Genomic DNA, 19,286 nt, shown 5'->3' with positions numbered 1-19,286 from the left:
GCGAAAGATAGGCAATGCCGCGGGCAGACAATTAAGGGTTGCGCTTTTCAAAGGCGGCTTTGCCGGCATCGAGCCAGTCCACGTAACGTTGCACATCCAGGTCGTAGGCAGTGGGCTCTACAAGGTTTTGCTCGTCGTGGTCCATCAACACATACAAAGGCTGCGAGTTGCTTTGATAGCGATCTGCCTGGAAATGACTCCACTTGTTACCGATGGTTTTCAACGTTCTTGTTTTCGTTCCGATGGTCACCTCAACTTGCTCTTCGGCAGGAAGGGCTCGTTTGTCATCCACGTAGAGTGAAATCAGCACCACGTCTTCGCGCAGGCGAGAGAGCACATCGGGGTGCGACCACACCTGTTCTTCCATCTTGCGGCAATTCACGCAGGCCCACCCAGTAAAATCGAGTAAGACCGGTTTGCCCACTTCTTTGGCGTAGGCAAGGCCTTCGTCGTAATCCTTGAAGCACTGAAGGTTGTGTGGGCAACCTTTTCCGCTTTTTACAGGCGTTCCGCCCTCTCCTACCTGCACCACTGCAGTGCTGCTGCCAAAGCCGTCGGGTGATTCGCTGTAGAACATGGGGGGCGGAAATCCGCTGATGATTTTAAGCGGTGCGCCCCACAAACCCGGTATCAGGTATATGGTGAAGGTTACGGTGAGGATTCCAAAGAGCAGCCTACCGACGGACAAGCGATCCACGGGGCTGTCGTGCGGAAGCCTGAAAGCACCAAAGAGATAGAGGGCCATTACACCAAAAACGGCAATCCAAATGGAAATGAAAACCTCTCGCGTAATGATGCCGGCCTGCACTACGAGGTCGGCGTTGGAGAGGAATTTAAAGGCCAATGCAAGTTCCAGGAAACCCAGCACAACTTTTACAGAGTTCAACCAACCACCTGATTGGGGCAGGCTGTTGAGCCACCCGGGAAAGGCTGCGAAAAGTCCGAATGGGAGGGCGAGAGCCAGCGAAAAACCGAACATTCCCACCAGCGGACCAGACTTACCGCCTACGTATGCCGCCTCAACCAACAAAGTCCCGATAATGGGCCCTGTACAGGAGAAAGAAACCAGTGCCAGCGTAAAAGCCATGAAAAAGATTCCTATCAAACCTCCCCTGTCTGCATTCTTATCTACCTTGTTGATGAATGAACTGGGTAGTGTGATTTCAAAGGCTCCAAAAAACGAAATGGCAAAAATGACGAGCAGCAGAAAAAACGCCAGGTTAAACCACACGTTGGTTGACATGGCATTGAGCGCATCCGCACCGAAAATAACTGTTACGCCAAACCCGAGCAGTACGTAGATAAAGATGATGCTCAGGGCATAAATCATGGCGTTGGTAACACCTTTTGCCCTGGTTTTGCTCTGTTTGGTAAAGAAACTCACGGTCATAGGAATCATCGGAAATACGCAAGGCGTGAGCAGTGCCGCAAAACCTCCGAAGAATGCAATAATGAAGATTCCGAGCAGTGAGCGATCGGGTGTAGTTGGGGTGGGTGTAATGGCTGCCGTAGCATCTACGGGTTCAACTCCGGGAAGCGACTCGTTAAACTCTTCAGGATCGGGAAAAATGCAGCGTTCGTCGTCGCAAGCCATGAAACCAACAGAGCCTTTGAGCGCGGTGAGCCCACCTGTGTTCCTGAATTTCTGGCGGAACTCGGCTTCCTTGTCGAAATAACTCACCATCATTTCAAACAGAGAATCATACGCCGTTATGGGAGTAGGCTCCTCTACTACTCCTACCAACTCCAAACCGGGCTGCTGTTCGAACAAGAACTCGGTGGGAATTGGACCATCCAGACTTTCAAGGTGCTGTGAATAAAGGTGCCAATGCTCGTCAATCGTTGCTTTGGCGACAAAAACAAAGTTATTGTTGCCTTCGTCTTCAATAGAAAAGTCCCACTTCACAGGCTCCAGCATTCCACCCGAAGGAGGTTGATTGGCTGGAATAGCCATACCTTGCGTGGAGGATTCTCTTGCAGGAATTTCGAATGTGAAATTCACATCTTCGGGCGGCAGGCACTTTTCATCATCGCAGGTCATAAAAGTGAGCATACCTTTGATGGTAAAAGCCCCGGATGAAAGCAGATCTACCTTCTGGCGGAAAATAGCCTGATTGTCATGAAAATTCAGCTCCATGTCGAAATTCGGATCGAACTTGGTAATGAACTTTGGTTCCTGAATCTTACCGTCTAAGGCATAAGCGCCGGAGGGCTCGAACTCGAAAGAGGTGGCAATCGGGCCATCATCACTGGGCAACTCGGTGGCATATACGTGCCATCCCTTTTGTATATCCGCTTGCAGCACAAGTGTTGCGCTCTTACCATCGTGCACATCCACAGAAAAACTCCACTTCACCGGATCGTAAATCTGGGCATTCATGTAAGTGGGCCATGCAATTGCAAACAAGGACAAAAGGGAAAGAAACGCTGTGAATCTCAATAACATTATAGGGTCATTTAGCGAATGGCAAAGCTACTGAATTTAGGCTTAGCCATGGATTTCAAAGGGGGGTTAAAGTTGTATTCTTACAATTCTTTCTGAGAGGTCAGGCTGTTAAATCTATCTCCTCACCCAGTTTCAAGCCAAAGTATCGCCGCGCCAGCCACGAAGTGCCGTAGAAAAAGGGGGTATCAATAAAGGCTACCATCACCTTGAACAAAAAACCATTGAATACCAATGGCCAAAACCGCACCCAGTCAATGGCACCAAAGAGACACAGCAAGCCCACCACCGCCGCTGTATCCACAAACTGACTTACCATGGTAGAACCGTTATTGCGAAGCCACAGGTGCTTACCGTTGGTTAAGCGTTTCCAGAAGTGAAAAATGCGTATATCAATGAATTGCGCCAAAAGATAAGCAACCATTGAGGCCGTAACGGCCACTCCTGTCAATCCAAATACCTGCTGGAATCGCTCGTCATCAACAGGCGACCACTCGGTAGCAGGCGCTACATTGCTCAGGGTTACCATAAGCAATACAAACAGTGTGGCAAACAATCCGGCCATCACCACCCGGTTGGCGCGCTTGCGGCCGTAGATTTCAGAAATAAGGTCGGTAACCAGAAAAGTTACCGGGTAGGGTATGATTCCCACGCTGATTTCGAAGGTGAATTCGGTGAGGCTATTCAACCACGAGCCTTGTGAGCTCAAAGGCCCAAGAAAACCCAATGGCGTCCAATAGAAGAACTTCTGAAACATCAGGTTTCCGCCAACCAGTGCAGCAATAAAAAGCGCTCCTAAAAAGAGGTAAAAATTAAGCGCAGCTCCCCTATTTACAACTCTCTTCACAGCAATGTAAACAGCAATACCCGCTGTGTGTTTGGGGTGATTTTAAATCGTTCGGAGATACGCAGGCCCACCAGCCATGCGATTTCACCCTTCGACTCCAGAACAAAAATGTGGCGTTTTCTGTGCTGAGGAACTTTTTCGTCAATCAATATGTCGCTTACCAGGCGAGAGCCTTTCATTCCCAGAGGTGTCATTCGGTCACCGTACCGCCAGAGACGAACTTGTAAGGGAAAGTTAAGTTTTCCTGCATCAAGGGCTGCAATGTCGGGATTTGGCAAAGGCTGAAACCCCTCCGCGGACACTTCTCGAATGGTAAGATGAAGCGGACGCTCCAGGGAGATAGTGTCGGCGGCTATCCACACTGCTTCCATACTTTGTAGCTGCGGTGCGGACACAACCTGCCACACCCCGCGATTGAACCAGGCTGTGTAATCATTTGTGGCAATTTGTTTTCCGCTTTCGGTGATTTTCAACATGGCTTCGCATTGCTCATGCGAAAACCCTAAAGGGCGAAGCAAGGCAAAGAGCACAGCGCTTCGTTTACTTTCGGGCCGAAGGGCGTTTGTGTCAATGTGCAACACCTCTTCTTCGCGTCGGATGGCATCGGGGTTCAATTGCCAAATCAGTGTTTCCAAAAGTGCAAGATCTTCTCGCAACAGAAGTTGATTTGCCGAAACGCGCTTCACAGCCTGTGGGTGAAGTTCCTCCAGCACCGGCACGAGATGATGCCGGATGCGATTGCGTAAATAGGTATCCTGCGAGTTACTTTCATCCGCGCGCCAATGAATGGCTTCCGAAACAGCGTACTCCTCTAACTGGGCGCGGGTTGCAAACAGAAGTGGGCGCACAGTTTGGTTTTCATTGAGCGGAATACCCGACCATCCGTGGGCTCCTGCGCCGCGAAGCAGATTGGTAAACAGGGTTTCAAGGTTGTCGTTGGCATGGTGAGCCGTTGCCAGAAGCGAAAGAGAGTGTCGCTCCATCAACTCCCGGAACCATGCATAGCGCAGCTTTCGTGCATCGGTTTGAACGGAACTAAGCTCGGCCGGATCGGTTCGTTTTACGTGCAACACCCGATTGTTGGCTTCGCACCAATTACGCACCAGTTTTTCGTCGGCATCACTCTCGTTACCCCGCAATCCGTAATTCATGTGTGCAACTTCAAAAGTAGCGTTCATTTTTTGCAGCAAATGCAGCAGTACCATTGAATCGAGACCGCCACTTGCCGCAACCAGCAAATTGCTGCTTGCTGAGAAGAGCTTGTGTTTTTCTACAAAATCAAGAAACTGCGGGTACATCGGTGGGGTTGTTTATGGCACGAAGAAGCGCTTCGGCTTTCAGCATGCATTCGTCGTATTCCTGCTCTGGTACAGATGCAGCAGTAATGGCGCTACCTGTGTGCAAGGCGAGCATGCCATTTTCACGGCTGTACAGCAAGCTTCTGATTACCACGTTGAAATCAAAATCGCCGTTGGGAAAAACCAGACCGAAGGCACCGGAATACAATCCTCTGCGACGTACTTCAAGTTCTTCAATCAACTCCATGGCTCTGATTTTGGGAGCGCCGGTCATGCTTCCCATGGGAAACGAAGTCCGCAAGGCATCCCACCCTGAACAATCTTCGGCCAATTCAGCCCGAATGGTGGAAATCATCTGATGCACAGTGTGAAAAGTATAAATCTCGCACAGCTCATCCACTACGACCGATTTCGGTGCTGCCACACGCGACAGATCATTGCGCACCAAATCGGTAATCATGATGTTTTCAGCGCGTTCTTTGGGGTCGTTGCGAAGCATTTCTTTGAGAAGATCATCCTCTCCGGGGCTTCCCCGACGCATGGTTCCCTTAATGGGCTGCGAAATGAGTTCTTTGCCCGTTTTCCGAAGGTAACGCTCCGGACTTCCACAAATCAATGAGTGATGTTGGTCGTGATAATACACCGAAAATGGGGCTCGTGTTGCATTGTTTACTCGTTTGTAAAGCTCAAATGTATCCAGTGCGGGTACCCGGGCTTCAAGCGGAAAAGTATAGTTCAATTCGTACACATCGCCCTGCTGAATGTGCTCTTTCACACGATTAACCGCTTTCAGGTAGTCTTCGCGACTTAACGCAGGCTGAAGAACAGGAATGGGTATGGCATCAGTATTCTCGTTCGAGCCTTCTCCTATTAATTCGAAGAAATCATCCGGTTTTTGATCGGGCAACAGGTATAGCGTGGTTTCGCGGTCCTTCCACGCTACTATCCATTCAGGCCTGAAGAAGCGAAGCAAAGGCCACTGTTGTTGGTCGAGATTGGCAGAGGAAAGATTTTCCAGACTATCCTTGACTTCATAAGTCAGGTACCCGAAAATCCAGTCCTCATGCTTCTGGTGAAATTCGGCCAGCGCAGCAATAGGATTGTGCTTATCTGCTGCGCAAATAATCAGCTCATCGAGGCAACCGAGCGCCACAATGTTCCGACCCGTCGAATTGTTGGACCTCAACAAGGCAACTTGAGGAAATTTTTTCGTTAATCCTTTGAGGACTGATTCTGCCAGTTCAATAGCTACGGCTCGTCGCATGCTACAAAGTTAAGGCGACTGTGGATAAAAAGCTCACCTATTTCATTGGGCAGTTTCGGGTAGAATCCGTACCTTTGATTATTAACCAATCAGGCACCATGAAGAAATTCTATTTTCTGGTATTTTTGTCACTGATTCTCTGCGCACAAGGTGCTTTTTCTCAGGCTAGAATCGTATTTCAAAATGATCCGTATATAGTCATCAACGACAACGCCTACCTCGTAATCGGTAACGGCAACGCCAATGCAATCACCAATCCTGCACAAGGAAATATTGTTTCCGAGGATGAGTTTAACTATGTGAAGTGGAACATTGCCAACCAAACCGGATCTTACGTAATACCTTTTACCACGGCAAATGATGATAAGATTCCTGTAACCGTTGATATCAGCAGTGCAGGAAGCGGAGGAACCGCGCAGCACTTTCTTTTCTCAACCTACGGAGGGCTTGGCGGGGCCAACTGGGACAGCTTTGTAAACCGCCCCACTCCGGTGAATCACACTGTTGATATCGCCACCGGACTCGTGAACAACTCTCCCTACGTGATTGACAGATATTACATTCTTGACGGAATGGGTTACACCAACAGACCGTCGGCAACCTTAAGTATTGGATATGCCGATGAAGAGCACACAGCTATTGGTAATACAATTGTAGAGTCACTTCTTGGCGGACAGCGTTACAATTCCGACGAGGACGTATGGGGCGATTATCTACCTGAGGGAACTGCAAATACGAGCACAAATGTTGTAACCGGCATTCCAGCTCCTGCGGCTGACTTTTTCCGCGCCTGGACCCTGGTTAGCCGTGAAATGCCTCTTCCTGTAGAATTACTCTCTTTCAATGCCGTGTGTGAAAATGGTGTCATGCGGGTTCAGTGGTCTACAGCCACAGAGTTAAACAACGACTTTTTTATGCTGGAGCGCTCCAGAGATGCGCTCAACTGGGAATGGGTAAAAGATGTGGAAGGAGCAGGAAACAGCAGCGTGCGCCTGGATTATGAAGTAAGCGATCACAGCGTTTATGAAGGCGACACTTACTACCGCCTTACTCAATTCGACTACAACGGAACCCATAAAGTTTACGGGCCAGTTTCAGGAAATTGCAGCGACTTTGAACTCGACATTGTTACAGTACTAAACAACTTCAACTCCCAGGAGCTCACCCTGCGGGTTTCTTCATCCATCAATGAAGATTTTGATCTCTATGTGTTAAGCATGAATGGCCAGGTGATGATGGGACAACAAAGAGTGCCCGTTCGTTCTGGAATGAACGACATCGTCATCAATCGAAACAGATTGGCCATGGGTGTATATATTATTCAGCTTGTAAACGACAACCACCTTCTTACCCGGAAAGTGGCTCTCAATTGATTTTTCATGGTTTTGAGTTTAACAAAAAGGCCGCTAAAAGCGGCCTTTTTGTTTTTGACTATGGAGGAGTACTACTTGTCCAAACCAATGATATCTTTCAGACCATCTACCCAGTAATCTTCAGCGTTAAGGCTTGGCACCATGTGAAGCTCTTTGCCACCGTGTTCCTCAAAAATTTCGAGGTATTCGTCCTCAATCTCAATGATGGTTTCGAGGCAGTCTGCAACAAAAGCAGGAGAGAACACTAATATGCGCTTTGCGCCATTCTTTGCGAGCTCTTCAACCACGTCGTCTGAAAACGGACGAATCCATTTCTTGTCCAAACGCGATTGAAAAGCAGTGGTCACCTTATCCTCGGGAAGGTTCAGCGCCTCCACCAGTCTGCGGGTGGTATCAAAGCAGGTTGCTTTGTAGCATAACTTATTCTCGTCGGTGATGCGGTTCTCACAATCTTTATCCCGGCAAAGGCCTTCATCATACACCTTGTCAACCTGACGCTCGGGCAAACCGTGGTAGGAAAACAAGAAGTGGTCGTAAGACTTGAGGTCAAACTTTTGGGCATTTTTCACAAACGACTGGATGTACGCGTCATGATGATAAAACTGGCCGATGATCTCAATCTCAGGGATTACGTACCACTTTTTCATGATGCGAAAAAGCTCTTCGACTGTACTGCCCGTGGTTGCCGACGCGTAATGTGGGTAAAGCGGCACCACTATGATCTTATCGTAGCGCAGCTTGTACATTTCGGCCAACACATCGGGCATGGATGGATTGCCGTAGCGCATGGCAAAGTGAAATCGCAGTTTATCTTCGGGGTAACCCGCCTGCAACTTTCTCAGCAGCTCGTACCCATGCGTAAGCAGCGGAGATTCTCCATTGGAGCGCTCCCACAATTCACGATAAACCTTGGCAGATTTTGGCGCCCGAAATGGAACGATAATTCCATTAACGAGCAAAAAACGAGGTAACCACGGTATGTCAATCACACGTGGGTCGTTGAGAAACTGCGTGAGATATCGACGTACGTCGGATACCTTTGGGGAATCGGGTGTTCCGAGATTGATGAGCAGAACGCCCGTTGTGTGTGGAGGTTTTTTGGCCAACTTCTTTTAAACTTACAGGTGAATGGGTCGATTATCCGTTGCCATTAATGCCGCTTCTTTCATTCCTTCGGTGTAGGTGGGATGCGCGTGGCTCATGCGGGCAATATCTTCGGCGGTAGCCCGATACTCCATGGCAACTACAGCCTCTGCAATGATATCAGCTGCTCGCGGACCTATCATATGCACGCCGAGCACCTCATCGGTAGCTTCATCGGCCAGTATTTTGAAAAATCCATCTGTATCCATGCTAGCACGTGCGCGGCCTAGAGCCTTAACCGGAAACTTTCCGACTTTGTAATTAACACCGGCTTCCTTTAATTGTTCTTCGGTTTGCCCCACACCCGCAACCTCAGGCCAGGTGTACACTACATTGGGTATGAGATTGTAATCAATATGCGGTTTTTGGCCTGCAATTACTTCTGCAACAAAAATACCCTCCTCCTCTGCTTTGTGGGCCAACATCGCCCCACGAACCACGTCGCCAATCGCGAAAACGTTCTTCACATTGGTGCGGAGGTGGTCGTCAACCTCTATTCTGCCGCGATCATCCATTTTAAGTCCGATGTTCTCACCACCCAAGCCCGCCGTGTATGGCTTTCGCCCTACCGACACCAGGCAATAATCACCTTTAAACTCAACCGACTCTCCTTTGGCATCGTCGGCCTTAACAGTAACCGTTTTACCGCGAACACTTACATTTTTAACCTGGTGCTTAAAGTTAAACTTCACACCTTCTTTCTTAAGCACTTTCATCAACTCTTTGCCCAAGTCGCGGTCCATGGTAGGAATCAGGCTATCGGTGTATTCAACCACAGTTACTTCTGAGCCAAGGCGAGCGTACACACTACCCAGCTCCAAACCAATCACGCCGCCGCCAATCACAATCAAGTGTTTGGGAACTTCCTTCAGCTCAAGGGCCTCGGTACTGGTAATGATGCGCTTTTTATCAGGCTCCATTCCCGGAAAATAGTTAGGCTTTGAGCCCGTGGCGATGATAGTGTATTTCGTCTTGACTTCCTGCGACTTGCCTTTTGCAGGGCTGATAGAAATGGTTTCAGCATCTTTGAATGAGCCAACACCGGTAAATACAGTGATCTTGTTTTTCTTCATCAGGTAATCAATCCCCGATACGTTTTGAGCAACCACATCTGCTTTGCGCTTAATCATCTGCTCAATGTTCACTTTGGGGGCACTCACATCAATACCGTGCGTTTTAAAGTTGTGTACCGCATTGAAAAAGTGCTCAGAAGAATCCAGCAATGCCTTGGACGGGATACAACCCACGTTGAGGCAGGTACCGCCCAGGGTGTTGTACTTCTCAATAATGGCTGTTTTCATACCCAACTGGGCGCAGCGAATGGCGGCCACGTAGCCCCCGGGGCCCGAACCAATAATGGTCACATCAAATTGCTCCATGATAAACGTTTTTATATGCGGCTGCGAAGTTACTAAATGTATCGGCTACCCAACTTCGCTCTTACAACCGCCAAAACCAGTAAGATGGGCACCAGCCATGCAGATATCCGGTAAATCACATCACCGTAGCGCACATACATGGTTATCATTTGCATGGGTGCGAAATCAATACGCAACACGCTTTTCATGTTCCATGGAAGTTGATGTTCTACCTCACCTTTGGCATTGATGTACGCCGAAATGCCGTTGTTTGCGGCCCTGACTAGCGGGCGCCGGGTTTCAAGAGCGCGGAGCCTGGCCATTGAAAAGAGCTGTTTATATCCGGGGGTATCGCCCCACCATGCGTCATTGGTTACTACTACCAAGGCTTCGGCTCCGTTCTTTACGACTTCCTGACTTAACCATCCAAAGGCCGAATCGTAACAAATCATTACTGCTGCCTCGATTCCACCGGACAGGCGAATCGTTTGCGGGGGCTCATTTCCCAATGATCCTGCATATCCACCCAGATCGAGGGCAAGTTGGTTCATCCAGGGAAAAACATCGGCCAGAGGTATCTGCTCAACACCGGCCACCAACATGGTTTTGTGTCGCAAAGTGGTTTGGAGCGAATCCAGCACAACCACCGAATTGAAATGCAACACTTTTGCCCCTGCTAAACCGGGAACGGGCACTGCATACACCGGAGCCTCCTCACCTTTTGCAAAGAATCGGCTTGTAAAAGCTCCTGAAATCAGCGTCCCCGAGCCGTGTTCTTTCAGCCAACTGCGCGCTTCATGGAGCAATTCCGAGTTATCGGTGTCGTGATGCCAGATACCCGAAAAGCGCAATGTGTTTTCGTTTCCATGCATTCTGCCGGGGTCGAAAATTGCCGTTTCGGGCAAAACCACGAGGTCACTCTTTCCAGCAATTGCAGCATCATTCAGCATCTTTTGCAGCAATGAGAGTTGCTCATCCCGGTTAAACTTCTCGTCCTCCAAACTCAGGCAGGGCTGAATGATCACAGCGCTCATCCACGGCTTGGGCAGCTGGAAACTTCGGTAAATGAGCTGACTTACCAACATTGGCAGCAAAATCAGCCCTACCGGTAAACCCGCTACCAACCAGCGTCTGTTTCCGGACGAGGTTATAACGGTCTGCATGAAAAAGAAAAAGGCAAAATTCACCAGCCATATCCATAGCGTGCCTCCGGCCACACCGGTCAAGGAGTACCACTGCACCCATTGTGTGTGCTCGGCCATGGCATTTCCCAAAGCAAGCCAGGGAAAAGCAAGGCTGCCGTGGTGCTGCAACCACTCCATTGCGAGCCATAAAACAGGCCACAAAATCCAACCCAACGCTCTGCTCCAATGCTTAAGCACAAACCAGCTCAGGGCTGTGCACACAGACATCAAAAATGTGTTGATCAGTACAGGCGTAGCATACGAAATCAGCCTGGTACTCCAGCTTTGCTCAATTCCGGCTAAAAAGTAAAGTGTTCCCGCGTTCCATATAACCCATGTAATAATAGATTTTGAAACGCCCTCACGCAGGGATAACTCTCCGTTTTGCACCCAGAGGGCAATTTGCATCAACGGCACGAAAGCTACCAACCCGAGCGGCCACATAGCCCCTGTGCCCGGCCATGCAAAAACCCACAACAAGCCCGACAGAAGAGCGAGGAGTGTTGCTTGACGTGTGGGTAGAAGCTGCATGGGATTTGCAAAGATAGCCGCGCTTTGCAGAGACGCATGAAATATCGCATCTCACCGAACCTAAGCATGATTACATGTGTTACCTTTCGGCCGGAATGACCCAGAATAATACCACAAACGCTCAAAGCCCCGAAGCGCTCGGACTTCGTTCACAATACGACGCCATTGTGATTGGTGCAGGTGTGAGTGGTTTGACCTCGGCTGCTATGCTTTCGCGGGCAGGATTGTCGGTGTTGGTGCTAGAGTCAGATGCTCGTCCCGGAGGATATCTGGCCGGTTTCAGGCGCAAGGATTTTCGCTTTGACAGCGCGATTCACTGGCTGAATCAGATGGGGCCTCAAGGGCTCGTAACCCGCGTTTTTGATCTGATAGGAAAAGATCACCCCAGGGCCAAACAACAACGCCTCATCAAGCGATACATTACCGACAAGCATAATTATCTGCTCACAGACCATCCGGATGAGATGAAAACGGAACTCATCCGCGACTTTCCACATGAGCGCAAAGGGATTGAGCGCTTTTTCCATCACGCATACAAGTTGGGTAGTTCGTTTGCGATGCTCGGATATACCTCGCGCACAGACGAGAGTATGCGTGGTCTGGAGTACGGCTTGTTTATGCTTAAAAAACTCAAATTTGCGCTGCCCTTTATTCCCCACATTCGTTTCAACGGACCTGAGGGCGTAGTCAAGGGACTCAAGCGGTATTTCAGCGATCCTGATTTGCTAGATTTGTTTTGTTCGGAAATGGATATTCTGAGCTGCCTGGTGCCCATTGGCTGGGCTTACCACGCAGACTACCAACTACCTCCCGAAGGTGGGAGCCAGGTACTTCCGGAATGGCTGTGTCATGTGATGGATTCTTTTGGCAACGATGTTCAGTTTAAAGCGCAGGTACGGCGCATTTCTCTGAAAAACAATATGGCAACAGGCTGTAGTTTTGAGCACCGAGGAAAGATGTATGAGGTGAAAAGCGACTATGTATTGGCTGCATGTGATGTTCAGGCGCTGTACGAGAAGATGTTGCCCAAAGAAGTAGTGCCCGAAAAAATGAAGCACAAACTGAACCAGGCCAGGCTTTACAGTTCGTCCGTTACGCTATCTATTGCTCTTGACTGCCCTGTAGAAGAACTCGGTTTTGGTGAAGAAATGGTGTATCTGGCAGAGACTGGTATTTCGCGGGATGAACATGCAAATGGAAATCCGCATACCAGTGATATCAGTCTTTTGGCGCCTTCATTGAGAGACCCCTCTTTGGCACCGGCCGGCAAAGGCACCTTGACGGTGTATGTACCTGCGTACTTTCAACAAGACGATTACTGGCACACCGAGCGATCCAACAACGGCGAGTTTATTCGCGGTGAGGCCTACAAGTTGCACAAACAGGAATACGCAGATATTCTCCTTGAGCGGATTGAAAAGCGGCTGGCCCCAGGCCTGAGAAGCCACATTGAATACTGCGACATCGCTACGCCCATCACCCATTGGCGCTATACCCAAAACCGCGATGGCAGCATGATGGGCGCACGACCCGGCAAGGAGAATTACAAAGCGGGAATTGCGCATTACCGGACGCCCGTGAAGAACCTCATTCTGGGAGGGCATTGGGCTGAACTGGGTGGCGGTGTACCCATCGCTGTGCGGGCTGCGGCCAACGCTGCCCTGTTGCTTCTTCAGGACGCAAAGCATCCTGCCGGAAAACTCATTGCCAACTATATGGATGGCAAAATATCGTTGGAAGAAGCGTCACAATCTTCACATTGGTTGCCGTATAACGAAGATTGGCAACGCGAACCCACTCCGGCCGAGAAGAAGGCCATGCGGCGCGAAGTGAAACCGTAGCGAACAGTACATCATGCATTGTGATGGTTGCTCTTTACACATTTTGGCATAGAGTTCGTACTTTTCCGACTCCACCATCCAACAATTACACACATGACGCGAATTGCATTCAGCCGTGCCACATTGATTTTACTTGTCCTCACATCTGTTTCCGGGTGTCAAAAACCGAGAGAATCAGAAGAAATTGCACAGAACCTTATCTGGGCCAACTACGAAGTGAGTTATGACCAGTCAGAGGATATTACCAAAGTGAAAGCCAACTTCCGGCATCTTACAGCAGCAGGCCGGCAGCTAAAGCTATCAGGCACCAGCCACGTGCGTTTTAATGACCAACTGTTGCAAGAGTTTATTCAGCCTCTCACCAACGTCACCGACTATCAGCTCGAAATTCCGGGACTGATTCCTGTGGGTGTATTTACCTGGATTGACGCAGACGGCAAGGTGTACAACAATGAAATCACCATGCCTTGGATAGATTTCCCCAACGAGCTTTTTCCCATTGAAACCATCTCTGTCTACGAGCTTTTCTGGGAAGGTGAACCCCTCATAGAGGACGAGCGCGTGCAACTCAGGGTGAACATTGATGGAGCAGGATCCAAAACCTACACCGTAAACAACACCCACGAGTTGTCAGTGGTAATTCCGGCGGGTGACCTCGCTCAATGGACACCGGGTTTTGCTCAACTCAGAATGGAACGACGCTTGCGCACATCCTTGCAAGAGCGCACAACCTCGGGAGGGCGCATTACTGCAACCTACCTGCCAGTACAGCGTTCGGTTGACCTTGAGTAAAACTTGCAAAGGGCCTAACGGGCTACGATGATTCTTTTCGATATCACACCCGCTTCACCGTGAAGCTGAACAAAGTACAGACCGGCGGGCAGGTGGGCCACCTGAACCTCCTGTCGGCTCATGCCACCCTGCATGGTTCCGTCAGCCACCCGACGTCCTGCTACGTCGAGCATCACCCAGTTAAACACTGCGTTCTCCTTTCCTGTGAGTTCAATCACAAATGAGGTGCTGGAAGGGTTTGGAAAGAGATTTACATCAGAGATGTTTAACTCAGGTACAGACACACTTTCGATACAAAAGTTCACCGATTCCTCTGAACCAAAATCGCCTCCGGTGGCAAATGAATTACCCTCATTGTCTATGAGCTCATAGCTTCCATTTCCATAATCACAGCAAATACCATCACCAAAGGAATCAAAAATGGTAAAGGTGTAGCAGCCGTTTCCAAGGCATAGTTCATACTGCTCAAGCTGGCCGTCGGTGCCGTCGCTTCCCCAGCCGCCACCACCTGCATAAGGCCCACCGGAATAAAGCACGTTGCCATTTTCATCTGCAATCTCCCAGGTGGTTTCGGAGCCGTAATCATCCAGAACAATGTCCAACTGATATTCCACGGCATTTACAAAGGCGGTAAAATTACGGTTGCCAGTATTGTTGGCAGGATTTCCATCGGGCTGTCCGTTGGGATTAGCCAGCACTACCTGAAACTGGTTGTCACCATCCTGCGCGGTCATTTGCGGAACATTGATTACAGCCGTTTGCCCTGTTGAAAGGTTACCCGACCAGTTTTGGCTCAAGACTTCATTACCATTAAGGGTGGCTGTAATCTGAACCGAAGTAAGGTTCTCTGCACCATTGTTGCGAATGGTTACCTGAGCGTTGACATTTGATTCCGCACAGTACACATCTTCTATTCCGGAAATGCTCAATACAGCAGCATCATGAGCCACCAGCGGTGCTCCTCCAAGGCCATCGAGCACCGGCGGGTTGGTTCCCAGCGGGTCGAGCCAGTCGCGCAATCGGTTGGAAGCGCTGCTCCCGTCCCACGAAACATCAAAACGCCCGTAGTAATCATAGCTAATCACGGTACAAGAGGCTATACCTCCGTATAACTGGCCAATCACACGTCCGTTTTGGTCAAAAAGCGGAGAGCCACTTGAGCCAGGTTCAGTAGTTCCTTCTTCCCACTCGCCAATGTACCAGTTTTGTGAACCTGCATTCACGGTTTGGGTAGCAGGGTCGTGATCGTGAGAAATCTTCTTTACATCTCCGGCCGGATGATGAATACAGGTTTGTCCGTTGGGGATGGTTCCTGTCCTGTCCCACCCGTTAAAGTACACGTCAAAGCTTTCTGGTGGAGCTTGGTTCAACTCAAGCAAAGCCATATCTGACCCCGCGCTGTTGGCCCGCAATTGCGCACCCGACACGCTTTGATTGGTGGGGCCGTTGTTTCCCTGACAGGTAGGTGATTGATGGTTAAAATAAAATACCCAGTTGTTTACATTTCCTCCTAGACAGTGATTGGCTGTGAGGAAATAAGGCGTACCGTCGTTGGCGGTATTATTGACGAGGCTTCCTGTACAAACCGCATTTCCATTGGAAACAATGAGTGCCACAGAGCGAATCTGGTCTTCCCAGCCCTGTCCCGGAGGGCAAACCACATTAATGTTGCACGAGCCACTGTTACCGAAAGGGCCGCGGGCATTTTCCTCAAATTTGTGCAAAATGCCGCGATAGCCATGCGTAACCTGCTCAATGGAGATACGGCCTTGTCCAGCTACTTTGGGTGATTCGATGTACTCCAGAATGACGCGATCCGACTGAATGAGAGAAAGCGCCAAACCACCGTGGGGTTGATGACTGCGGTGATCAAACGAGCCGATGAAGTGGGTCATCTCCTCGTCGTACACAAAAAGTGCGGCCCGTTCAGGCACCTGAAACTGACCCAAAACCATGTTGATACTGGTAGCACCGGGACTGCTGATTCCCAAGCGCCATACTTTGGTTCCGTCGGGCAGGTACTGCGTATGACCTGCTTCCATGGGGATTTGCACATCGAGGTTCACCCCAAAGCGATAGGGAATGTCTTTGTACTGATCGTTGATGGCATCCTCGGCAAGGTATGTTTCGAGGTCAATGCGCTCCATTTCGATAAAAGGGGCTGGCTCCAATAATTCCGGGGTCTCCCATGCAATGGGCTCACCACCATAGCTGACCTGCGCCCAAGCGGAAAGCGAAAATAAAAGACCCAGTGCAAACAGTAGTGTAAATTTCTTCATAAATGATGTGATTTCTAGTATTTGAATCTTGCAGTTTTATCGGTGTTATTCAGGCGAATCACCACCTCATTGGTTCCCGGATACTCAGCATCTGAGATGTCGAAAACCAGCTCTTTCACGATCCACGCGCGGCACCGGTCGTTGTTGTCGATGTGCTCAAGGAAAAGCGTGAGTTGAGGCGGATAACTTTTGGCGTACATACCATTGGAAAACAGGTTGAAAAAGTGCTCCTCACAGCCGCCGCTGTATGCTACTCTTAGCTTCAGCAAATGATCTTCCATCTTCATGGATTCCACCTCAAAACGCCCATTGTCGCGTGGCGGCAAGAAATTCTCATCAATTACAAGCTTTTCAATTTCAGGAGCAGGCATAGTAACCTCTGCAGTTTCCTCGTTGGGGTTGGCCATGGCTTTCTTTTTTCCGCAACCCATTGCTGCCGAAAGGGCGAGAGCCAAAGAAACTATCAGTACGAATTTCGTTTTCATGGTGTTTTTTCAAATTTAGGCAAGATTCAGGCCGCAAAATAGAGAATGTAGGCACAACCTTGAAGTCCTATTTCGACTTCGCGATTTCCTCCAGTGCAAAAAGCTCGTCACGAAGTCGTGCAGCTTCCATAAAATCAAGCGCTTTCGCCGCCTTCTCCATGGCCTTGCGCGTTTGGGTCATGGTTTTTTCAAGCTGCTCTTTACTCATGTACTGCACCACGGGATCGGCAGCAACCGAAACAGGCTCTTCGTTACCACTGTAACCCGCCGCAGCAGCCGCCTTCTTGCCGTGTGTCATCATACCTTCGGTAGATTTTACAATTTGCTGTGGCGTGATACCATGCTCGGTATTATGGCTGATCTGCAATTCGCGCCTGCGGTTGGTTTCGTCCATGGTGCGCTGCATGCTACCTGTAATTTTATCAGCGTACATGATCACGAGGCCGTCCACGTTTCTCGCCGCTCTTCCTGCAGTTTGAGTAAGCGAGCGGTCGGAGCGCAAAAAACCCTCTTTATCGGCATCGAGGATGGCCACCAGCGAGACTTCGGGTAAATCCAACCCCTCCCGAAGCAGGTTCACGCCGACCAGTACATCGAACATCCCCGTGCGCAAGTCGCGCAAAATCTCCACGCGCTCAAGGGTATCTACTTCGGAGTGAATGTAACGCACCCTTACGCCATTTCGATCCAGGTAGCGGGTAAGCTCCTCGGCCATGCGCTTGGTAAGGGTGGTAACCAACACACGTTCTTGTCGCTCGGTTCGAAGAGATATCTCATTAAGCAAATCATCAATCTGGTTCAGGCTTGGGCGAACCTCAATGGGCGGATCGAGCAAACCTGTTGGCCGTATTACCTGCTCCACCACCACCCCTCCGGCTTTTTGTAATTCGTAATCTCCGGGCGTTGCACTCACATAGATGCTCTGGTGCAGCATGGATTCAAACTCTTCCTTTTTCAAAGGTCGGTTGTCCAACGCTGCCGGAAGCCGAAACCCATAGTCCACAAGATTCACCTTGCGCGACCGGTCCCCACCGTACATAGCCGAAATCTGCGGATAGGTTACGTGACTTTCGTCCATAACGAAAAGAAAGTCATTGGGAAAGTAGTCCAGCAAACAGAAAGGGCGTTGTCCCACCTCACGGCGATCAAAGTAGCGCGAGTAATTCTCAATGCCCGAGCAATACCCGAGCTCCTTCATCATCTCAATGTCGTGATACACGCGCTCGCTCAATCGCTTGGCTTCAAGATTTTTGCCAATCTCCCTGAAATACTCAGCCTGTTTTTCCACATCCTGCTGAATTTCCCAAATGGCATTTTGCAAAGTTTCCTTGCTGGTTACAAAGATGTTGGCGGGATAGATATTGAATTCCTGAAAGGTGTGGCGGCGCGAAACCGTCTCAGGGTCAAAGGTGGCAATGCCTTCAATCTCATCACCCCAAAAAGTTACCCGCACAAAATGGTCGGTGTAGGCAAGGTAGATATCGATGGTGTCGCCCTTTACCCTGAAATTACCGCGCACCGGGTCAATGTCCTTCCGGGAATACAGACTCTCAACCAACTGAAGCAGAAACTTGTTGCGACTGATTTTCTGACCCACCTTAATCGAAATCACGCTTTTGTGAAATTCGGCCGGGTTCCCGATACCATAGAGACAGGAAACCGATGAAACCACAATCACATCCCGCCTGCCGGAAAGCAGCGCCGACGTGGTTGAAAGTCTCAGTTTTTCAATTTCATCGTTGATGCTGAGGTCTTTTTCGATATAGGTATTGGTTACAGGAATAAAAGCCTCAGGCTGGTAGTAGTCGTAGTAGGACACAAAGTACTCCACGAGGTTCTCCGGAAAAAACTGCCGGAACTCACTGTAGAGTTGAGCTGCGAGGGTCTTATTGTGCGAAAGCACCAAAGTGGGGCGCTGCACACGCTCAATGACATTGGCAATGGTAAACGTCTTTCCGGAACCGGTTACTCCAAGCAACACCTGGTCCGAATCCCCTTGTTCAATGCCTTGCACCAATTGCTCAATCGCCGCAGGTTGATCTCCGGTAGGCGAGTATTCTGAATGAATCTTAAATTTCACGCTGCAAAGTTACGAAAAGCGGGGCCCTTAAAGCCTGCTCAAAAGCAGGCCTGGCCAGAGCAAAAACATTTAGGGATTTTCTTTTAAGCCATGATATGCCGGATTCAAAAAGTGTCGGGCGAGATGCGTCGGTGCTGAAGCTTCGGCATACAAACGAGGCGCATCAAGGGAGCGCAATCAACGCTTCGCGACTGAAAGTTTCGGTTGTATCGCGCAGACCCAATTGAACAGTCCCTTCCTGCCGGCAGTTGGGCCATTGAACGGGGTCAGAAGTTATACGCTTGAGACGTTTTTTCGCAACTTTTACTCGCCAAATTCTATTTACGCGACGAAATCACGGTAAAAAATAACGGATAGGTAAATCGAAC

Annotated in this window: 13 protein-coding genes; 3 read left to right on the top strand and 10 right to left on the bottom strand. The window is 49.6% G+C overall.

The window, feature by feature from the left end; translation table 11 throughout:
• Positions 1-31: 31 nt before the first annotated feature.
• From EA392_08345 to EA392_08330, 4 genes are all read right to left on the bottom strand, one after another.
• Positions 32-2,446, bottom strand: a complete 2,415-nt coding sequence (locus EA392_08345) for a thiol:disulfide interchange protein (GenBank protein TVR38869.1) — start codon at positions 2,444-2,446, stop codon at positions 32-34.
• 100 nt (positions 2,447-2,546) lie between these two features.
• Positions 2,547-3,200 (bottom strand): VUT family protein, encoded by a 654-nt coding sequence (locus tag EA392_08340; GenBank protein ID TVR38908.1) that lies wholly within the window; start codon positions 3,198-3,200, stop codon positions 2,547-2,549.
• A gap of 86 nt (positions 3,201-3,286) precedes the next feature.
• Positions 3,287-4,588, bottom strand: a complete 1,302-nt coding sequence (gene tilS, locus EA392_08335; protein ID TVR38868.1) for a tRNA lysidine(34) synthetase TilS — start codon at positions 4,586-4,588, stop codon at positions 3,287-3,289.
• The gene (locus EA392_08330; GenBank protein TVR38867.1) at positions 4,569-5,852 is read right to left on the bottom strand and encodes an anthranilate synthase component I family protein; all 1,284 of its coding nucleotides are present in this window, start codon (positions 5,850-5,852) and stop codon (positions 4,569-4,571) included. Before EA392_08330 ends, tilS begins: the two co-directional genes overlap by 20 nt.
• A 98-nt stretch (positions 5,853-5,950) precedes the next feature.
• On the opposite strand from EA392_08330, the gene EA392_08325 reads away from it, so the two are divergent.
• Positions 5,951-7,225, top strand: coding sequence for a T9SS C-terminal target domain-containing protein (locus EA392_08325; GenBank protein ID TVR38866.1), 1,275 nt, complete (start codon positions 5,951-5,953; stop codon positions 7,223-7,225).
• A gap of 71 nt (positions 7,226-7,296) precedes the next feature.
• Here EA392_08325 and EA392_08320 read toward each other — a convergent pair whose 3' ends face one another.
• Genes EA392_08320 through lnt form a run of 3 tightly spaced genes read right to left on the bottom strand, consistent with a single transcriptional unit; the run spans position 7,297 to position 11,441 of the window.
• Positions 7,297-8,331, bottom strand: coding sequence for a ferrochelatase (locus EA392_08320; GenBank protein TVR38865.1), 1,035 nt, complete (start codon positions 8,329-8,331; stop codon positions 7,297-7,299).
• A gap of 12 nt (positions 8,332-8,343) precedes the next feature.
• A complete protein-coding gene (gene lpdA / locus EA392_08315) occupies positions 8,344-9,747 on the bottom strand; it encodes a dihydrolipoyl dehydrogenase (protein ID TVR38864.1) in 1,404 nt (467 codons plus the stop codon).
• A gap of 32 nt (positions 9,748-9,779) precedes the next feature.
• Positions 9,780-11,441 (bottom strand): apolipoprotein N-acyltransferase, encoded by a 1,662-nt coding sequence (gene lnt / locus EA392_08310; GenBank protein ID TVR38863.1) that lies wholly within the window; start codon positions 11,439-11,441, stop codon positions 9,780-9,782.
• A 95-nt stretch (positions 11,442-11,536) separates the two neighbouring features.
• On the opposite strand from lnt, the gene EA392_08305 reads away from it, so the two are divergent.
• Positions 11,537-13,282 (top strand): NAD(P)/FAD-dependent oxidoreductase, encoded by a 1,746-nt coding sequence (locus EA392_08305; GenBank protein TVR38907.1) that lies wholly within the window; start codon positions 11,537-11,539, stop codon positions 13,280-13,282.
• A 93-nt stretch (positions 13,283-13,375) separates the two neighbouring features.
• Entirely contained in the window at positions 13,376-14,074 is a 699-nt protein-coding gene (locus EA392_08300) for a hypothetical protein (protein TVR38862.1), read from the top strand.
• A gap of 14 nt (positions 14,075-14,088) precedes the next feature.
• Here EA392_08300 and EA392_08295 read toward each other — a convergent pair whose 3' ends face one another.
• The 3 genes from EA392_08295 to uvrB form a co-directional block, all read right to left on the bottom strand.
• Positions 14,089-16,353: a T9SS C-terminal target domain-containing protein gene (locus tag EA392_08295; protein ID TVR38861.1), complete on the bottom strand. Its 2,265-nt coding sequence runs from the start codon at positions 16,351-16,353 to the stop codon at positions 14,089-14,091.
• A gap of 14 nt (positions 16,354-16,367) precedes the next feature.
• Complete coding sequence (locus EA392_08290; protein TVR38860.1) at positions 16,368-16,838, bottom strand: hypothetical protein; 471 nt, start codon at positions 16,836-16,838, stop codon at positions 16,368-16,370.
• A gap of 67 nt (positions 16,839-16,905) precedes the next feature.
• Positions 16,906-18,918, bottom strand: a complete 2,013-nt coding sequence (uvrB, locus tag EA392_08285; GenBank protein TVR38859.1) for an excinuclease ABC subunit UvrB — start codon at positions 18,916-18,918, stop codon at positions 16,906-16,908.
• Between the last annotated feature and the right edge of the window lie 368 nt (positions 18,919-19,286).

It is taken from the genome of Cryomorphaceae bacterium (assembly GCA_007695365.1).
GTDB lineage: Bacteria > Bacteroidota > Bacteroidia > Flavobacteriales_D > SKUL01 > SKUL01.
This window is presented reverse-complemented; position numbering and strand designations above follow the sequence as displayed.

Bases quoted from the DNA above. Each gene is read 5' to 3' on its own strand.
- EA392_08345 (TVR38869.1), bottom strand. From the start codon at position 2,446: ATGTTATTGAGATTCACAGCGTTTCTTTCCCTTTTGTCCTTGTTTGCA.
- EA392_08340 (TVR38908.1), bottom strand. From the start codon at position 3,200: ATGTTTCAGAAGTTCTTCTATTGGACGCCATTGGGTTTTCTTGGGCCT.
- tilS (TVR38868.1), bottom strand. From the start codon at position 4,588: ATGTACCCGCAGTTTCTTGATTTTGTAGAAAAACACAAGCTCTTCTCA.
- EA392_08330 (TVR38867.1), bottom strand. From the start codon at position 5,852: ATGCGACGAGCCGTAGCTATTGAACTGGCAGAATCAGTCCTCAAAGGA.
- EA392_08325 (TVR38866.1), top strand. From the start codon at position 5,951: ATGAAGAAATTCTATTTTCTGGTATTTTTGTCACTGATTCTCTGCGCA.
- lpdA (TVR38864.1), bottom strand. From the start codon at position 9,747: ATGGAGCAATTTGATGTGACCATTATTGGTTCGGGCCCCGGGGGCTAC.
- lnt (TVR38863.1), bottom strand. From the start codon at position 11,441: ATGCAGCTTCTACCCACACGTCAAGCAACACTCCTCGCTCTTCTGTCG.
- EA392_08305 (TVR38907.1), top strand. From the start codon at position 11,537: ATGACCCAGAATAATACCACAAACGCTCAAAGCCCCGAAGCGCTCGGA.
- EA392_08300 (TVR38862.1), top strand. From the start codon at position 13,376: ATGACGCGAATTGCATTCAGCCGTGCCACATTGATTTTACTTGTCCTC.
- EA392_08295 (TVR38861.1), bottom strand. From the start codon at position 16,353: ATGAAGAAATTTACACTACTGTTTGCACTGGGTCTTTTATTTTCGCTT.
- EA392_08290 (TVR38860.1), bottom strand. From the start codon at position 16,838: ATGAAAACGAAATTCGTACTGATAGTTTCTTTGGCTCTCGCCCTTTCG.